The organism is Pseudarthrobacter sp. H2 (genome assembly GCF_050157045.1).
Taxonomy (GTDB): Bacteria; Actinomycetota; Actinomycetes; order Actinomycetales; family Micrococcaceae; genus Arthrobacter.
Genome location: NZ_CP189594.1, coordinates 511,532 through 529,391 on the forward strand (window position 1 = coordinate 511,532; position 17,860 = coordinate 529,391).

General features: G+C 64.6%; 13 protein-coding genes and 1 tRNA gene. 11 read left to right on the forward strand and 3 right to left on the reverse strand.

All coding sequences use genetic code 11. From position 1 onward, the window contains the following. Positions 1–109: 109 nt before the first annotated feature. Positions 110–1,327: a pyridoxal phosphate-dependent aminotransferase gene (locus ACQCSZ_RS02440; RefSeq protein WP_427006554.1), complete on the reverse strand. Its 1,218-nt coding sequence runs from the start codon at positions 1,325–1,327 to the stop codon at positions 110–112. Positions 1,328–1,602: 275 nt separating this feature from the next. Between ACQCSZ_RS02440 and ACQCSZ_RS02445 the strand changes: the two genes are divergently transcribed. From ACQCSZ_RS02445 to rplL, 8 genes are all read left to right on the forward strand, one after another. Beyond that, a tRNA-Trp gene (locus ACQCSZ_RS02445) sits at positions 1,603–1,675 on the forward strand. Positions 1,676–1,753: 78 nt separating this feature from the next. Next, a complete protein-coding gene (gene secE, locus ACQCSZ_RS02450; RefSeq protein ID WP_427006555.1) occupies positions 1,754–2,038 on the forward strand; it encodes a preprotein translocase subunit SecE in 285 nt (94 codons plus the stop codon). A 113-nt stretch (positions 2,039–2,151) separates the two neighbouring features. Continuing rightward, positions 2,152–3,066, forward strand: a complete 915-nt coding sequence (gene nusG, locus ACQCSZ_RS02455) for a transcription termination/antitermination protein NusG (protein ID WP_427006556.1) — start codon at positions 2,152–2,154, stop codon at positions 3,064–3,066. Between the two features lie 130 nt (positions 3,067–3,196). Beyond that, positions 3,197–3,628, forward strand: a complete 432-nt coding sequence (gene rplK, locus ACQCSZ_RS02460) for a 50S ribosomal protein L11 (protein WP_024365990.1) — start codon at positions 3,197–3,199, stop codon at positions 3,626–3,628. Positions 3,629–3,768: 140 nt separating this feature from the next. After that, a complete protein-coding gene (gene rplA / locus ACQCSZ_RS02465; protein ID WP_211876698.1) occupies positions 3,769–4,476 on the forward strand; it encodes a 50S ribosomal protein L1 in 708 nt (235 codons plus the stop codon). A gap of 221 nt (positions 4,477–4,697) precedes the next feature. Next, entirely contained in the window at positions 4,698–5,807 is a 1,110-nt protein-coding gene (locus ACQCSZ_RS02470) for a GNAT family N-acetyltransferase (RefSeq protein WP_427006557.1), read from the forward strand. A 336-nt stretch (positions 5,808–6,143) separates the two neighbouring features. Beyond that, positions 6,144–6,767 (forward strand): 50S ribosomal protein L10, encoded by a 624-nt coding sequence (gene rplJ / locus ACQCSZ_RS02475; RefSeq protein WP_427006558.1) that lies wholly within the window; start codon positions 6,144–6,146, stop codon positions 6,765–6,767. 73 nt (positions 6,768–6,840) lie between these two features. After that, positions 6,841–7,215 (forward strand): 50S ribosomal protein L7/L12, encoded by a 375-nt coding sequence (rplL, locus tag ACQCSZ_RS02480; RefSeq protein ID WP_211876692.1) that lies wholly within the window; start codon positions 6,841–6,843, stop codon positions 7,213–7,215. A 174-nt stretch (positions 7,216–7,389) separates the two neighbouring features. On the opposite strand, the gene ACQCSZ_RS02485 is transcribed toward rplL, so the two are convergent. Both ACQCSZ_RS02485 and ACQCSZ_RS02490 read right to left on the reverse strand, forming a co-directional pair. Then, the gene (locus ACQCSZ_RS02485; protein WP_427006559.1) at positions 7,390–7,863 is read right to left on the reverse strand and encodes an aminoacyl-tRNA deacylase; all 474 of its coding nucleotides are present in this window, start codon (positions 7,861–7,863) and stop codon (positions 7,390–7,392) included. A 7-nt stretch (positions 7,864–7,870) separates the two neighbouring features. After that, entirely contained in the window at positions 7,871–9,070 is a 1,200-nt protein-coding gene (locus tag ACQCSZ_RS02490; protein ID WP_427006560.1) for an acetyl-CoA C-acetyltransferase, read from the reverse strand. Positions 9,071–9,507: 437 nt separating this feature from the next. Between ACQCSZ_RS02490 and rpoB the strand changes: the two genes are divergently transcribed. The 3 genes from rpoB to rpsL all read left to right on the forward strand — a co-directional run bounded on the left by rpoB (position 9,508) and on the right by rpsL (position 17,860). Continuing rightward, a complete protein-coding gene (gene rpoB, locus ACQCSZ_RS02495; protein ID WP_427006561.1) occupies positions 9,508–13,026 on the forward strand; it encodes a DNA-directed RNA polymerase subunit beta in 3,519 nt (1,172 codons plus the stop codon). Between the two features lie 104 nt (positions 13,027–13,130). Beyond that, positions 13,131–17,030, forward strand: a complete 3,900-nt coding sequence (locus ACQCSZ_RS02500) for a DNA-directed RNA polymerase subunit beta' (RefSeq protein ID WP_427006562.1) — start codon at positions 13,131–13,133, stop codon at positions 17,028–17,030. 455 nt (positions 17,031–17,485) lie between these two features. Beyond that, positions 17,486–17,860 carry a 30S ribosomal protein S12 gene (gene rpsL, locus ACQCSZ_RS02505; RefSeq protein WP_011692814.1) on the forward strand — a complete coding sequence of 125 codons (375 nt, stop codon included), beginning with the start codon at positions 17,486–17,488 and terminating at the stop codon, positions 17,858–17,860.

The window sequence follows — 17,860 nt, forward strand, 5'->3', positions numbered from 1 at the left end:
GCTGCCCAAAGACAGACGCTCCCTCACATCGGGTGAGGGAGCGCCTGTCTTTTACCTGCCAAATGTGAGGGAGCGTTCGGGATTCCGCTGCGAAAGCGGAGGGAGGGTCCTATTTGGCCTTGCCGAGGAAGTCCTGCAGACGGCCGACGCCCGTGGCCAGGTCCTCGTCGCCCAGTGCGTAGGACAGGCGGAGGTAACCGGAGGGGCCGAAGGCCTCGCCCGGAACCACCGCAACTTCGACCTCGTCGAGGATCAGGGCGGCCAGTTCCGCGGACGTCGAGGGCCGGACCGGACCGTCCACGGACGGGAACTCCTTGCCGAGCAGGGCGCGGACGTCAGCGTATACGTAGAAGGCGCCCTTCGGCGTCGGGCATTCAACGCCCTCAATCGCGTTCAGGCCGGCCACGATCGCCTTGCGGCGCCGGTCAAAGGCGACCTTCATCTCATCGACCGCGGTCAGCGGGCCGGAGACCGCGGCGAGGGCCGCGACCTGCGGGATGTTCGAGACGTTGGAGGTGGCGTGCGACTGCAGGTTGGTGGCGGCCTTGATGACGTCGACCGGGCCGATCATCCAGCCCACCCGCCAGCCGGTCATGGCGTACGTCTTGGCGACCCCGTTGAGGATGACCACCTTGTCGCCCAGTTCGGGAACTGCCGTGGCAATCGAGGTGAACGGCACGCCGTCGTACGTCAGGTGCTCATAGATCTCATCGGTGACCACCCACAGTCCCTTGGATGCCGCCCACTGGCCGATTTCCCTGACCTGTTCCGGCGAATAGACGGCGCCGGTGGGGTTGGACGGGGAAACGAAAAGCAGGACCTTGGTCCGGTCCGTGCGGGCCGCTTCCAGTTGCTCCACGGTGACCAGATACCCCTGCTCCGGCCCGGCGAAGACCTCCACCGGCACGCCGCCGCCGAGCCGGATGGCCTCCGGGTAGGTGGTCCAGTACGGGGTGGGGACAATGACCTCGTCGCCCGGATCCAGCAGGGTCGCGAAGGTGTTGTACACGGCTTGCTTGCCCCCGTTGGTCACCAGCACCTGTGACGCCTCGGCCCGGTAGCCCGAATCCCTGAAGGTCTTGTCCGCGATGGCCTGCCTGAGCTCGGGCAGGCCGCCGGCGGGGGAGTAGCGGTGGTACTTCGGCTGGCCGGCGGCTTCAATGGCGGCCTGCACGATGTAGCCCGGAGTGGGGAAATCGGGTTCTCCGGCGCCGAAGCCTATGACGGGCCGGCCCGCCGCCTTCAATGCCTTCGCCTTGGCATCGACGGCCAGGGTGGCGGATTCGGCTATGGCGGAAATGCGCTGGGAGATGCGGGCGGCAGGCATGGCGGGTCCATTCTTCGCTTGCAGCTGGGGAGGCTGGTTGTGGGATTCGACGGGATCTACTCTATGCTGTTCAGCGGATCGTCCGGTGTGCCGGTAGACAAATGTGACCGGAGGCATTCGGCCCACTTTCGCAGGCACGCCAGCGGTCCGGGAGAGGCCGGTTCGACGTAGGCGCAGTTGTTGCGTAGACTGGTTCTCCGGTGTTGAAAACACGATGATGGCCTGCGCCTCAGTGAAGACTGGGAACGCGTGGCCGGAGCGGGGTTTCAATCCATAGGGTAGTGGCGCAATTGGTAGCGCAGCGGTCTCCAAAACCGCAGGTTGCAGGTTCGAGTCCTGTCTGCCCTGCGCATGCTGTTCCGGGAAATCCGGAACCAGCGCAGCAACCATGGTTCAGTCCAGAACCGGGAATCCGACATTGCGAGGATGAGTGAGGACCAGGTGACCGAAACAGCTGCGAGCAGCTCCAAAGGCCGCCCCGCGAAGAATGCCGCCAAGGCTGGCTTCTTCGCCCGAATCGCACTCTTCGTCCGCCAGGTGATCGGCGAACTGAAGAAGGTCGTGGCACCGACCCGCAAGGAACTGGTCAATTACACGCTCGTGGTACTGGTGTTCGTGACCATCATGATGCTCATCGTCACCCTGCTCGATCTGGCCTTCGGGACCGGAGTGAGCTGGGTCTTCGGCGGTCAGGGCGCCAAGGACCGCTAAGGCGACCGGTCCGCAGCCTGTGTGGATTCCCCGGGAAACCGGGGATTCTGCGGGGTGTGCGGAATTGAGTCATTTAAATAGGCATGTTAGGCAATGAGGAAGCAGGAGACCAAGTGTCTGAGCAGGAGCTCGAGGTAACTGAGACTGAGCTGGATAAGAGCCAGGACGCCGCGGCGGAAGCCGTGGAAGAGTCCGAGGCTGAGTCTGCTGCACCCGCATCCGATGTCACTGACGAGGCCGTTGCTGAGGACTCCGACGCCGAGGCAGCCGAAGGCGGCGACGCTGAGGCAGCCGAAGGCGGCGACGCTGAGGACGGCGAGGACGAGTCCGCCGACGTCGAGTCCGGCGAGGACGCCGAGGACGAGTCCGCCGACGTCGAGTCCGGCGAGGACGCGGACGCTCTCGAAGCCGCCGCTGCCGCCGCCGAGGTCGATCCGGCCGATGAGTTCAAGGCCAAGCTGCGCCGCCAGGAGGGTGACTGGTATGTCATCCACTCCTACGCGGGTTACGAAAACCGCGTCAAGGCAAACCTCGAGACCCGCATCCAGACCCTGGACATGGAAGATTACATCTTCGAGATCCAGGTTCCGATGGAGGAAGTCGTCGAGATCAAGAATGCCCAGCGCAAGATCATCAACCGCGTCCGCATCCCCGGCTACGTCCTGGTCCGCATGGACCTGACGGATGCCTCCTGGGGTGCCGTCCGCCACACCCCCGGTGTGACCGGCTTCGTGGGCAACGCCCACAACCCCGTGCCGCTGCGCCTCGATGAGGTCTTCTCCATGCTCGCGCCGGTCTTCGAAGAGGAGCAGGCCGAGAAGGGCAAGCCGGTCAAGCACGCTGCCGCACAGGTCGACGTCGACTTCGAGGTCGGCGAGTCGGTCATCGTCAAGGAAGGTCCGTTCGAGACCCTTCCCGCCACGATCTCCGAGATCAAGATCGATTCGCAGACCCTCGTGGTGCTGGTCTCCATCTTCGAGCGCGAGACCCCCGTCACCCTGGCGTTCAACCAGGTCAGCAAGATCTAGCTTTCCGCACAGAATTCGCCCCGGGCTGCCCGCTTAGCAGTCCCGGAGCGGCCGGCCGCCTCGCCATGGCGGCCACCAACCTGAGGCACGCTCCTGTGCCCCAGGACGTTATTGAGAGAAGGACCCTACATTGGCTCCCAAGAAGAAGGTCACCGGCCTCATCAAGCTGCAGATCCAGGCAGGTGCCGCTAACCCGGCTCCGCCGATCGGTCCTGCGCTTGGCCAGCACGGTGTCAACATCATGGAATTCTGCAAGGCGTACAACGCTGCGACAGAAGCCCAGCGCGGCAACGTTATCCCCGTTGAAATCACGGTCTACGAGGACCGTTCCTTCACGTTCATCACCAAAACCCCGCCGGCTGCGGAGCTCATCAAGAAGGCTGCAGGCGTTGCCAAGGGTTCACCGACCCCGCACACCGTCAAGGTTGCCAAGCTGACCCAGGCCCAGGTCAACGAGATCGCCACCACCAAGATGGAAGACCTCAACGCCACGAGCCTCGAAGGCGCAGCGAAGATCATCGCCGGCACCGCCCGTTCCATGGGTATCACCGTCGAAGGCTAATAGCCTTTACCGCCGGGCGACCGGCACCACCAAACATTGAAATGTTGGAAATCCGGTACGGATGAACCGTTCGGAGTCCCGACTGTGGCAGGGCCCAGCGCGGTCCGCAGACCACAACTGCACAAGGAGAAATAAGCAGCATGGCAAAGCGCAGCAAAGCATATGAGGCAGCCGCAGCCAAGATCGACGCGGAGAAGTTCTACGCGCCGTTCGAGGCAGTGACGCTGGCCAAGGACACCAACCCGTCCAAGTTTGACGCCACCGTTGAGGTTGCGTTCCGCCTCGGCGTCGACCCCCGCAAGGCCGACCAGATGGTCCGCGGCACCGTTATACTGCCCCACGGCACCGGTAAGGTTGCCCGCGTCCTCGTCTTCGCCACGGGCGACAAGGCTGACGCAGCAATCGCAGCCGGCGCCGACTTCGTGGGTTCCGATGACCTGATCGAAAAGATCGCAGCCGGCTGGACCGACTTCGACGCAGCCGTCGCCACCCCTGACCTTATGGGCAAGGTCGGCCGCCTCGGTAAGGTCCTGGGCCCGCGCAACCTGATGCCGAACCCGAAGACCGGCACCGTGACCGCTGACGTCGCCAAGGCCGTCAACGACATCAAGGGTGGCAAGATCGACTTCCGCGTCGACAAGCACTCCAACCTGCACTTCATCATCGGCAAGGTTTCGTTCGACGCCCTCAAGCTGGCCGAGAACTACGCTGCTGCCCTCGAAGAGGTCCTTCGCCTCAAGCCGTCCGCTTCCAAGGGCCGCTACATCCAGAAGGCCACCGTCGCCACGACGTTTGGCCCGGGCATCTCGGTTGACCCCAACGTCACCAAGGTCCTGACCGAGGTCTAATCCTCAACAGTTCCGCAAGGAGCACCAGGAAGACCGTCCCGCAAGCTGCGGGGCGGTCTTCCTGCATTCCCGGCGACGCGTTCCCGAGGCGCGGCGCCCCCGCTCGGACCGCGCCCCATGGAACGCCGGCGGAAACCGGCATATGCTGGCGGTTGAAAGTCCCGGCTGGAGCCGGGCCTCGGGCACCGATGGGTGGCAGAACGGCTGGGATGATGCCCTCTATGGCAAGTGACGTGTGGATTGAACAGCTGTGGATACCCGATTCCCTCGACGGGCCGGACGCCGCCGACTTCCTGGCCGCCGTCGAAGTGGGGCGCAAGGTGCGCATGCAGACCTGGGGCAGCGACGACCTCGCCTACGCCCCGCAGGAAAAGCTGCTCGAGCTCGCCGATCCCTATGAGCGCCAGGTCATCCTCGTGGCAAAGGTCGACGGCGAGATCGTCGGGGCCGCGGACATCGCCCTGCCGCTCGCGGACGACCTCGACCTCGCCGAGGTCACCCTCGACATCCTGCCGGAGTTCCAGGGCCAGGGTGTCGGCAGGCAGCTGCTGGAGGCTGCGGAGCACTTCGCCCGCGACGAAGGCCGGCACAGGATCCTGATCGACACCAACCATCCCGGCGCCTCGCTGACCGACGGCGCCGCCGAGCAACTGGTGCCCGGCAGCGGGTTCGGCTTCGTGCCGCTGGGCAGCCGGGAGGTCGAGTTCGCCCGGCTCACCGGCTACACCCTGCAGCACATTGAGCAGTTCAGCGCCTGCGCCCTTCCCCTGGACAGCATGCTCGTCGCCGAACTGGAGACCGAGGCCGAGGAGGCCAACGCCGGCCGCTACCGCCTGCACCACTGGACCGACCGGTGCCCGGACCAATGGCTCGAGGCCGTCGCGGCCCTGGAAAACCGGGCCGGGGAGGACGGGGTTCCGGGGGTTGAGGCCGCGGACATGGTGTTCGACGGCGGCATCCTGCGTGAGGCGGAGGATGCCACCATCGCGCAGGGGCGCCGGACGGTGGTCACCGCCGTCGAACACCTCGCCAGCGGGACACTCGTGGGCCTGACCACCATCAGTGTCCTTGCCCTGCGGCCCGACGTGGTCTTCCAGGACGACACTGTGGTGCTGCAGGAGCACCGGGGCAACAAGCTGGGCCTGCTGATCAAGGTCGCCAACATGGAACGGCTCAGCGAACAGTTCCCGGACGCACGGGTCCTCTATACCTGGAATGCCCCGGACAACCGCTACCTGCTCAAGGTGAACCAGCAGCTCGGCTTCACCACCGCCGGCGTCACGGGCATCTGGGAGAAGGAACTGCCGGACTTCGGGCCGTCGGTCAGCTGACTCCGTCAGTCCAGTGAGCGGGGGCAGGCCTGCCAGCCCGCCCCGATTTGGCGTGCACACACCGCGTCCCGTAAGCTGGGAGGACCAAAGACCGTCGGTTGTTGGAAATCCACTCTCCCAAGCAAGACTCAATTCTGCAGTCGTGCCGGGGAGGGCCAGTGGGTTTCCGGACGAAGGACCCTGAACATAGGGCGGCCGGCGCAGGTGAACGAAGCAAAGCTCCGCGGTCAATGACCGCGTCGAGACAAGCCCCGTGCATCTGCGCGGGGCGTTTTTAGTTTTAGCTCATCTGAGCGGGGACCGGGCAATACCGGCACTATCCCCGGAAGGAGGGTTATGGCAACGCCTAGCAAGGTTTCAGCAGTAGCTGAGATCACTAACGATTTCAAGGAATCGAACGCCGCTGTCCTGACCGAATACCGTGGGCTCACCGTTGCACAGCTCAAGCAGCTGCGTGTCTCTCTCGGCCAGGACACCAAGTTCTCGGTCGTCAAGAACACCCTGACCGCCATTGCAGCCAAGGAAGCTGGTGTCGAAGCATTCAACGACCAGCTCGCCGGCCCCACTGCAATCGCGTTCATCAAGGGTGACGCAGTTGCCGCTGCCAAGAGCCTGACGGATTTTGCCAAGGCCAACAAGCAGCTGGTTATCAAGACCGGTTACTTTGAGGGCAAGGCACTGAACGCGAGCGAAGTTGCTGCCCTGGCAGCCCTCGAGTCCCGCGAGCTGCAGCTCGCCAAGGTTGCAGGCATCCTCAAGGCTCCTGCTGCCGCCGCTGTACGCATCATCGACGCACTGCGCCTCAAGCTTGAAGAAGAGAACGGTGCACCGGCAGAAGCCGAGGCACCCGCCGCTGAAGAAGCCCCGGCCGAGGCTGTTGCTCCGGCTGACGCTCCCGCAGCAGATGCAGCAGCAGAGGTCGAAGCTTCGGCTGACGCCGCAGCCCCCGAAGAGAACTGACTCTCTACACCAGACTCCGGTGCGACGGCACGCCCCAGGCGGCCGGGCACCACTATAGGAAGGACGCCACACCATGGCGAAGCTCACCAACGAAGAGCTCATTGAAGCTTTCAAGGAACTGACCATCATCGAACTCTCCGAGTTCGTCAAGCTCTTCGAAGAGACCTTCGAAGTTACCGCTGCTGCTGTCGCAGTTGCTGGCCCCGCTGCCGGCGCTGCTGCAGAAGAAGAAGAGCAGACGGCATTCGACGTCATCCTGGAACACCCGGGCGACAAGAAGATCGCAGTGATCAAGGAAGTTCGCGCCATCACTTCCCTGGGCCTCAAGGAAGCCAAGGACCTGGTTGACAGCGCCCCCAAGGCTATCCTCGAAGGCGTCACCAAGGAAGCAGCCGAGAAGGCTGTTGCCCAGCTCGAAGAAGCCGGCGCTCGCGTTACCCTCAAGTAACACGCTTCCACCGGGAGCCGGATGGAAGCGCACTGCGTTTCCGTTCTGCTCCGGGAAACCCCGTCCACTCCGGTGGGCGGGGTTTCCTGCGTCCCGGCCCAGGTACGTGCGTCCCAGCCCAACTAACTCGCAGTTGTTGCCGTTCTGGGCGCTCAAAACGACAACAACTGAGAGCTAGATGGGCTCGGTGATGTCCGCGACGACGGCGTCCAGCGCCGCCGTGAGCGCATCCGCTTCCACGAACGCGCTGTAGCCGTGCTCGCCGGCGCCCAGCGAGATCCGGCGGCCCGTGATGCTCCGGTCGGCGTACACCGGCCAGGGCGAGGTGCTGCCCAGCGGCGTGATCGTGCCGCGCTCGTAGCCGGTGGCGTCGAAGGCCGTCTCCGCCGTCGGGAGTGAGAGCTTGTTGACGCCGAGCAGTTTCCGGAGCTTCGGCCAGGAAATCTGCCGGTCCCCGGGAACCAGGGCGAACAGGAAGCTGCCGTCCTTGTGTTTGACCACGAGTGATTTCACGATGTCCGCGGCCTCGATGCCCAGGATCCGGGCCGCTTCCTCGAGGCTGTTCGCGGCGAGCCGTTCCACCAGCCGGACCTCGAGCCCCCGGGCGGCGGCGTCGGCCGGCCCGTCGCCCGGCTTGCTGGCTGTCATGATCCGCTCAGTCGCGGTAGAGCAGCAGTGCTTCGCCCTGGCCGCCGCCGCCGCACAGCGACACCGCGGCTTTTCCGGTGCCGCGCCGCTTCAGCTCGTGCGCGGCATGGAGCGCCAGGCGGGCACCGGAGGCGCCGATCGGGTGCCCCAGGGCGATCGCGCCGCCGTGGATGTTGCATTGATCCAGCGGGTAGCCGAGGTCCTTGAGGGACTGGACGGCCACGGAACCGAAGGCCTCGTTGATTTCGATGAAGTCCAGGTCCGCGGTGGACCAGCCGGCCCGCTGAAGCGCGTTCCTGATGGCGTTGGACGGCTGCGAGTGCAGGGAGTTGTCCGGCCCGGCAACCTGGCCGGGCTTGCCGACGACGGCCAGGTACTCCAGGCCGTTGTCCTGCGCGAATTTCCGGGAGCAGAGCACCAGGGCGGCGGCGCCGTCGGACAGGGGAGAGGAGTTGCCGGCGGTGATGGTGCCGTCTGTGGCGAACGCCGCCCGCAGGCCGGCCAGGGAGCCGACGGTCGTGTCCGGCCGGATGCCTTCGTCCGCGGTCAGGACGGTCGGATCGCCCTTGCGCTGCTTGACGCTGATCGGGGCGATTTCGCCGTCGAAGACGCCGTCCTTCGCCGCACGCGCTGCGCGCTGGTGGGACGCTGCCGCGACCTCGTCCTGCGAGGTCCTGTCGATGCCGAGGGTGAGGTTCCTGCTTTCCGTGGACAGGCCCATGGACTGCCCGTCGAAGGCGTCCGTCAGTCCGTCGTGGGCGGCGACGTCGAGCGCCTGGATGGAACCGTAGGTCCAGCCCTGCCGGGAGCCCGGCAGGATGTGCGGGGCACGGCTCATGGACTCCTGGCCGCCGGCGACGACGACGGTGGCGTCACCGCTGCGGATCATCCGGGCGGCGTCGATCACGGCCGTGAGGCCCGAAAGGCAGACCTTGTTGATGGTGACGGTGGGGACGTTCCAGCCGATGCCGGCGGCAATGGCGCTCTGCCGCGCCGGGTTCTGGCCCGCCCCGGCCTGCAGCACCTGGCCCATGATCACCGAGTCCACCTGCCCGGCCTTCACCCCGCCGGCGGCCAGCGCCGCCCTGATGGCGTGGGCGCCCAGTTCAACGGCCGTGAAACCGGCCAGCTGGCCGTTGAGCCGGCCCTGGGGGGTGCGGGCGGCGGCGAGGATGACAACATCATTGTTGTCCGCGGGGTTGCTCATGGTTTTCTCTCCGATGGGGTTTCTCGTCCGATCATTAACGGGACACTCCTAGGTTATCGTGACGCCCATCATGGAGCCATCGCGCTCCTCTGCTGCTGCTTCCGCTGCTCCACCCGCTGCTGCCTCTGCTGCTGCCTTCGCTACTCCCTCCGGGCAGCGCGGTGCTTGCAATCCCGCCGGAAGTGGGGTAGACAAGTAGGTTGCTTTGCCGTATCGTAGATATTTGCGTCTTCCCTGTTTACCTTCAGCCTTCATATAGCGGTGGGCTTAGCCCGGCAGTTGCGCCATCAATGTGCCGTCTACAACGTGCACCACCATGGGCAGCGCGGGTCCCGGGTCATATAGCGGAACCGGATTGGTAGCGCTGCGGAGTCACTCCGCAGGGTCCATAACGGGGGAGATCTGAAAACGCCTGAAGGTCTGTGGAAGGATCCCTCTTGGTCGCCTCGAGCACCTCTAATGTAAACAACGCAGCAACCGCTATCAATGCCGACAGCACCGACGGTGCAACCCGGCGGCTCTCATTCGCTAAGATTCACGAACCTCTTGACGTTCCGAATCTGCTTGCCCTGCAAACGGACAGCTTCGACTGGCTCGTCGGCAACGAACGCTGGCACGCCCGTGTAGCGAAAGCCGCCGAAGAAGGCGACCTGAGTGTCGCCACCTCCTCCGGTCTGTCCGACATCTTTGAAGAGATCTCCCCGATCGAGGATTTCCAGGGCACCATGTCCCTGAGCTTCTCCGAGCCGGAGTTCGCTGACCCCAAATACACCATGGCCGAGTGCAAGGACCGGGACGCCACGTACTCGGCTCCGCTGTACGTCAAGGCCGAGTTCATGAACAACAACACGGGCGAAATCAAGCAGCAGACCGTGTTCATGGGTGACTTCCCGCTGATGACCGAGAAGGGCACCTTCGTCGTCAACGGCACCGAGCGTGTCGTCGTCTCCCAGCTGGTCCGTTCCCCGGGCGCCTACTTTGAGCGCACCCCGGACAAGACCAGCGACAAGGACATCTTCACCGCGAAGATCATCCCGTCCCGCGGCGCCTGGTTCGAACTCGAAATCGACAAGCGCGACCAGGTCGGCGTCCGCCTTGACCGCAAGCGCAAGCAGTCCGTCACGGTGCTGCTGAAGGCCCTCGGCTGGACCGAAGGCCAGATCCTCGAGGAATTCGGCCAGTACGACTCCATGCGCGCAACGCTGGAGAAGGACGCCACCGAGACCCGCGAAGACGCCTTGCTGGACATCTACCGGAAGCTGCGACCGGGCGAGCCGCCCACGGTCGAGGCTGCCCAGTCCCTGCTGGACAACCTGTACTTCAACTCCAAGCGCTACGATCTGGCCAAGGTCGGCCGTTACAAGATCAACCGCAAGCTTGGCATCGACCGCTCCCTTGCTGACAAGGAAGCCTCCGTCCTGCACGTTGAGGACATCGTTGCCATGATCAAGTTCCTGGTTGCCCTGCACGCCGGCGAGAAGACCCTCACGGGCAAGCGCGACGGCCAGGACCACGAACTGCGCGTCGAGATCGATGACATCGACCACTTCGGCAACCGCCGCATCCGCGCCGTCGGCGAGCTCATCGAGAACCAGGTCCGCACCGGCCTGTCCCGCATGGAGCGCGTTGTCCGCGAGCGTATGACCACCCAGGACGTCGAGGCCATCACGCCGCAGACGCTGATCAACATCCGCCCGGTTGTGGCAGCCATCAAGGAGTTCTTCGGAACATCCCAGCTGTCCCAGTTCATGGACCAGAACAACCCGCTCTCGGGTCTGACCCACAAACGCCGCCTGTCCGCGCTGGGCCCGGGTGGTCTGTCCCGTGACCGCGCCGGCATGGAAGTCCGCGACGTTCACCCGTCCCACTACGGACGCATGTGCCCCATCGAAACCCCTGAAGGCCCGAACATCGGCCTGATCGGTTCGCTGGCCTCCTACGGCCGCATCAACCCGTTCGGCTTCATCGAGACGCCGTACCGTCTTGTCTCCGAAGGCGTTGTCGCCGATGAGGTCCAGTACCTGACGGCCGACGACGAGGCAGAGGTCCTGATCGCACAGGCCAACGCTCCGCTGGATGAGAACAAGAGGTTCGCCGAGGAGACCGTCCTGGTCCGCGCCCGTGGTGGTGGAGGCGAGCCCGTGCTGGTTCCCGCCGCCGAGGTCGAGTTCATGGACGTTTCCCCGCGCCAGATGGTGTCCGTGGCAACCGCCCTGATCCCGTTCCTCGAGCATGACGATGCCAACCGCGCCCTCATGGGTGCGAACATGCAGCGCCAGGCCGTGCCGCTGGTCCGTTCCGAGGCGCCGTTCGTCGGCACCGGCATGGAGCGCGCCGCCGCCGTCGACGCCGGTGACGTTGTCATCGCGAAGAAGGCGGGCGTGGTGACCGAGGTCTCCGCCGAGCTGGTCATCATGCTCAACGACGACGGTACGGAAACCAACTACCGGATCAACAAGTTCGCCCGCTCCAACCAGGGCAACTGCTACAACAACCGTGTCCTGGTGAACGAAGGCCAGCGCCTGGAGGTCGGCGGCATCATCGCCGACGGCCCGGCAACGGACCAGGGTGAACTCGCCCTCGGCAAGAACCTGCTCGTGGCATTCATGTCCTGGGAGGGCCACAACTTCGAGGATGCCATCATCCTCTCCCAGCGCATCGTGGCCGAGGACGTCCTGTCCTCCATCCACATCGAGGAGCACGAGATCGATGCCCGCGACACCAAGCTTGGTGCCGAGGAAATCACCCGGGACATCCCCAACGTGTCCGAGGAAGTCCTGGCAGGCCTGGACGAGCGCGGCATCATCCACATCGGCGCCGAGGTTGAAGCCGGCGACATCCTGGTCGGAAAGGTCACGCCCAAGGGCGAGACCGAGCTGACCCCGGAAGAGCGCCTGCTGCGCGCCATCTTCGGCGAGAAGTCCCGCGAAGTGCGCGACACCTCCCTGAAGGTCCCGCACGGCGAGTCCGGCACCGTCATCGGCGTCCGCGTGTTCGACCGGGACAACGACGACGAGCTGCCCCCGGGCGTCAACCAGCTGGTCCGCGTGTACGTTGCGGCCAAGCGCAAGATCACCGACGGCGACAAGCTCGCCGGCCGCCACGGCAACAAGGGCGTCATCTCCAAGATCCTCCCGATCGAGGACATGCCCTTCCTTGCCGACGGCACCCCCGTTGATATCGTCCTGAACCCGCTGGGTGTTCCGGGCCGCATGAACGTCGGCCAGGTGCTGGAAACGCACCTCGGCTGGGTTGCCAAGACCGGCTGGAAGATCGAGGGCGAGCCCGAGTGGATGAAGCAGCTGCCGAACCTGCCGCGCGAGAGTGGCCAGACCACTGTGGCGACGCCGGTCTTCGACGGTGCGCGTGAAGAGGAAATCACGGGCCTGCTCGACTCCACCAACGTCACCCGCGACGGCGTCCGCCTGATCGACGCCTCGGGCAAGACGCGTCTGTTCGACGGCCGCTCCGGTGAGCCGTTCCCGGATCCGATCGCGGTCGGCTACATGTACATCCTGAAGCTCCACCACCTGGTGGACGACAAGATCCACGCCCGCTCCACCGGCCCGTACTCCATGATCACGCAGCAGCCGCTGGGTGGTAAGGCTCAGTTCGGTGGCCAGCGCTTCGGTGAGATGGAAGTGTGGGCGCTCGAGGCCTACGGCGCCGCGTACACGCTCCAGGAACTCCTCACGATCAAGTCCGATGATATCCACGGTCGTGTGAAGGTCTACGAAGCCATCGTCAAGGGCGAGAACATCCCGGAGCCGGGCGTTCCTGAGTCCTTCAAGGTCTTGATCAAGGAAATGCAGTCGCTGTGCCTGAACGTGGAAGTTCTTTCCACGGACGGAACCACAATTGAAATGCGTGACTCTGATGACGCAGTCTTCACGGCTGCGGAAGAACTGGGCATCGATCTGTCTCGTGCAGAGCCCAGTTCCGTAGAAGAGGTTTAGCAGGCGGCGTACGACGGCGGGTGACCACCCGCCGTCGTACACCACCTCCCTCTTCCCGTAACCAAGACTTCAGAATTTAGAGAACAAGAGAGAACAGGGACCATATGTCCAGCGAATCCTCCTTCGGCCTCATGCAGATCGGCCTCGCCACCGCGGAAGACATCCGTGGCTGGTCTTACGGCGAGGTTAAGAAGCCGGAAACCATCAACTACCGCACGCTCAAGCCCGAGAAGGACGGCCTCTTCTGCGAGAAGATCTTCGGCCCTTCCCGCGACTGGGAATGCTACTGCGGCAAGTACAAGCGCGTGCGCTTCAAGGGCATCATCTGCGAGCGGTGTGGCGTTGAGGTCACCCGCGCCAAGGTGCGCCGTGAGCGCATGGGCCACATCGAGCTGGCCGCGCCTGTCACGCACATCTGGTACTTCAAGGGTGTCCCGTCCCGCCTGGGCTACCTCCTGGACCTGGCGCCGAAGGACCTCGAGAAGGTCATCTACTTCGCCGCCTACATGATCACGAGCGTCGACGCCGACAGCCGCCACGAGGAACTGCCCAACCTCCAGGTTGAGCACGACATCGAGAAGAAGCAGCTGATCGACAACCGCGACTCGGACATCGCCACGATCGCCCGCGACCTCGAGAACGAGATTGCCCGCCTCGAAGGCGAAGGCGCCAAGGCTGCCGACAAGAAGAAGGCCCGCGACTCCGCCGACCGCCAGATGGCCAACGTCCGCAAGCGTGCGGACGCCGAAATCGAGCGCCTCGAGCAAGTCTGGGACCGGTTCAAGAACCTCAAGGTCGCCGACCTCGAAGGTGACGAAGGCCTGTACCGCGAACTCCGTGACCGCTACGGCATGTACTTCGAAGGCTCCATGGGTGCCGAGGCCATCAAGAAGCGCCTGGAGAACTTCGACATGCAGGCCGAGTCGGACATGCTGCGCGACATCATCGCCAACGGCAAGGGCCAGCGCAAGACCCGCGCCCTGAAGCGGCTCAAGGTGGTCAACGCGTTCCTGACCACCAACAACAGCCCGCTCGGCATGGTGCTGGACGCCGTCCCGGTGATCCCGCCGGAACTGCGCCCGATGGTCCAGCTGGACGGCGGCCGCTTCGCGACCTCCGACCTCAACGACCTCTACCGCCGCGTGATCAACCGCAACAACCGCCTCAAGCGCCTGCTTGACCTCGGTGCCCCGGAGATCATCGTCAACAACGAGAAGCGCATGCTTCAGGAAGCCGTTGACAGCCTCTTCGACAACGGCCGCCGCGGCCGTCCGGTCACCGGACCGGGCAACCGTCCGCTGAAGTCCCTGAGCGACATGCTCAAGGGCAAGCAGGGCCGTTTCCGCCAGAACCTCCTCGGCAAGCGCGTCGACTACTCCGGCCGTTCGGTCATCGTCGTCGGCCCGCAGCTGAAGCTGCACCAGTGCGGCCTGCCCAAGCAGATGGCACTGGAGCTCTTCAAGCCGTTCGTGATGAAGCGCCTGGTTGACCTCAACCACGCACAGAACATCAAGTCGGCCAAGCGCATGGTCGAGCGTTACCGTCCGCAGGTCTGGGACGTGCTGGAAGAGATCATCACCGAACACCCGGTGCTGCTCAACCGTGCACCCACCCTGCACCGCCTCGGCATCCAGGCGTTCGAACCGCAGCTTGTTGAAGGCAAGGCAATCCAGCTGCACCCGCTGGTCTGTGGCGCCTTCAACGCTGACTTCGACGGCGACCAGATGGCAGTCCACCTGCCGCTGAGCCCCGAGGCCCAGGCGGAGGCCCGCATCCTGATGCTGTCCTCGAACAACATCCTGAAGCCCTCCGACGGCCGCCCGGTGACGCTGCCTTCGCAGGATATGATCATCGGTCTCTACCACCTGACCACCAAGCGTGTCGGTTCGGCGGGCGAAGGCCGGATCTTCTCCTCCGTGGCGGAAGCCATCATGGCCTACGACCTGCGCGAGCTGCACCTGAACTCCAAGGTCAAGATCCGGCTCGAGGGCTTCATCCCTTACGCCGGCTGGGAAGCTCCGGAAGGCTGGGAGCCCGGCCAGATCGCACTGGTCGAGACCTCCCTCGGACAGGTCGTCTTCAACCAGACGCTGCCCGCGGACTACCCGTGGGTTGAAAACGTTGCGGACAAGGGCGAACTGTCCACGATCGTCAACGACCTCGCCGAGCGCTACCCGAAGGTTGTGGTCGCGGCGACGCTGGACAACCTGAAGGATGCCGGTTTCTACTGGGCCACCCGCTCGGGCGTCACCGTCGCCATCTCCGACATCGAGGTGCCCAAGGACAAGCCGCGGATCCTCGCCGGCTACGAGACCATGGCCGCCAAGATTCAGGGCCAGTACGACAAGGGCCTGATCGACGACGACGAGCGCCGCCAGGAACTGATCGAGATCTGGAACAAGGCAACCAACGAAATCGCGCAGGCGATGCGTGACAGCCTGTCCCCGATGAACACCATCAACCGCATGGTGTCCTCCGGTGCACGTGGTAACTGGATGCAGGTCCGTCAGATCGCGGGTATCCGTGGCCTGGTGGCCAACCCTAAGGGTGAGATCATCCCGCGTCCGATCAAGTCCTCCTACCGCGAGGGCCTGTCGGTGCTGGAATACTTCATCGCCACGCACGGTGCCCGGAAGGGCCTGGCTGACACCGCGCTGCGTACCGCCAACTCGGGTTACCTGACCCGTCGCCTGGTGGACGTTTCGCAGGACGTCATTGTCCGGGAAGAGGACTGCGGCACCGAGCGCGGCCTCATGACCGCCATCGCGGTCGCTGACGCGAACGGCGAGCTGGTCCTGGACGAGAACGTCGAGAACAGCGCGTACGCCCGCACCCTGGCCGTGGATGTCGTTGACTCCAAGGGCAAGGTCCTGGCAGCCGGCGGCACCGACTGCGGCGACGTCGTCATCGCGGAGCTGTTCGCAGCAGGCATCACCGAGGTCAAGGTCCGCTCCGTACTCACCTGTGAGTCCAGCGTCGGCACCTGCGCCCTGTGCTACGGCCGCTCGCTGGCCACCGGCAAGACCGTCGACATCGGTGAGGCCGTGGGCATCATCGCCGCACAGTCCATCGGTGAGCCCGGTACCCAGCTGACCATGCGTACGTTCCACACCGGTGGTGCTGTTTCCGCCAGCGGTGGCGACGACATCACCCAAGGTCTGCCCCGTATCCAGGAGCTCTTCGAAGCCCGTACTCCGAAGGGTGTCGCACCGATTGCCGAAGCAGCCGGCCGCATCGCCATCGAAGAGTCCGAGCGCCAGATGCGCCTGGTCATCACCCCCGATGACGGCTCCGAAGAGATCGCCTACCCGGTCCTGCGCCGCTCACGCCTTCTCATCGAGGACGGCGAGCACGTCAGTGTCGGACAGAAGCTCATCAACGGGCCGGTCGACCCCAAGCAGGTTCTGCGCATCATGGGTCCCCGCGCCGCGCAGAAGTTCCTGGTGGACGAGGTCCAGGGCGTGTACCGCAGCCAGGGCATCGGCATCCACGACAAGCACGTCGAGGTTATCGTCCGCCAGATGCTGCGCCGCGTCACGGTCATCGAGTCCGGCGAATCGGATCTGCTGCCCGGCGAGCTCGCCGAGCGCAGCCGCTTCGAGGAAGCCAACCGCCGCGTTGTCTCGGAGGGCAAGACGCCGGCTTCCGGCCGTCCTGAGCTCATGGGCATCACGAAGGCGTCCCTGGCGACCGAGTCCTGGCTGTCCGCCGCTTCCTTCCAGGAAACCACCCGCGTCCTGACGCAGGCGGCCATGGAAGGCAAGAGCGATCCGCTGCTCGGCCTCAAGGAAAACGTCATCATCGGCAAGCTCATCCCGGCAGGCACGGGTCTCCCGCGCTACACCAACGTCACGGTGGAGCCCACTGAAGAAGCAAAGGCCAACCTGTTCACCGGCCCCAGCGCATTCAGTGACTTCTCCTACGATTCCCTGGGCGGCGACGGGGCTCCCGAGTTCCACGCCATCCCGCTGGATGACTACGACCTGGGCAACGACTTCCGCTGACCCCGGCTCTGAGTGACCGAAGGCCCCGTTCCCACGCTGTGGGGGCGGGGCCTCGCTCATTCCCCCAACTGGCTCGCAGTTGTTGTCGTTATGGGCGCCCATAACGACAACAACTGCGAGCCAGTTGGGGGATCGGACCCGATTAAGGGGCGGGGGCGGTCCGTGTTAGACTTGAGACTAATTGTTATTGTGGCAGTGGATGAGTGCGCCGGTTGCAGCTGAAAGGCTGGACCAGGACGACGTTTCCGGTTTGCAGGGTTCCTGTGCAACGTATGCCACATTTTCGCATGCCTAGGGGCAGTCCGGGATGAGAATCCCCGGAACCCGGCGTGCGGTCCGACTATTAAGGCTTCGCCTCAGCCGCTCCCGAGAGAACTTCAAAGCTCCGGCGGCGGGGTGCAGCGACAAGAGAGCGGCTGTCAGCGGCCGCTCCGGATAAAACGGAGAACACGAGAGTGCCTACGATTAACCAGCTGGTCCGCAAGGGCCGCACGCCTAAGGTCAAAAAGACCAAGGCACCCGCGCTTAACGGCAGCCCGATGCGCCGCGGTGTCTGCACCCGCGTTTACACGACAACCCCGAAGAAGCCGAACTCGGCTCTGCGTAAGGTCGCACGTGTGCGCCTCAACGGTGGCGTTGAAGTCACCGCTTACATCCCCGGTGTAGGCCACAACCTCCAGGAGCACTCCATTGTGCTCGTACGTGGCGGTCGTGTGAAGGACCTTCCGGGTGTCCGCTACAAGATCGTCCGCGGCGCCCTCGATACCCAGGGTGTCAAGAACCGTAAGCAGGCCCGCAGCCGCTACGGCGCAAAGATGGAGAAGAAGTAA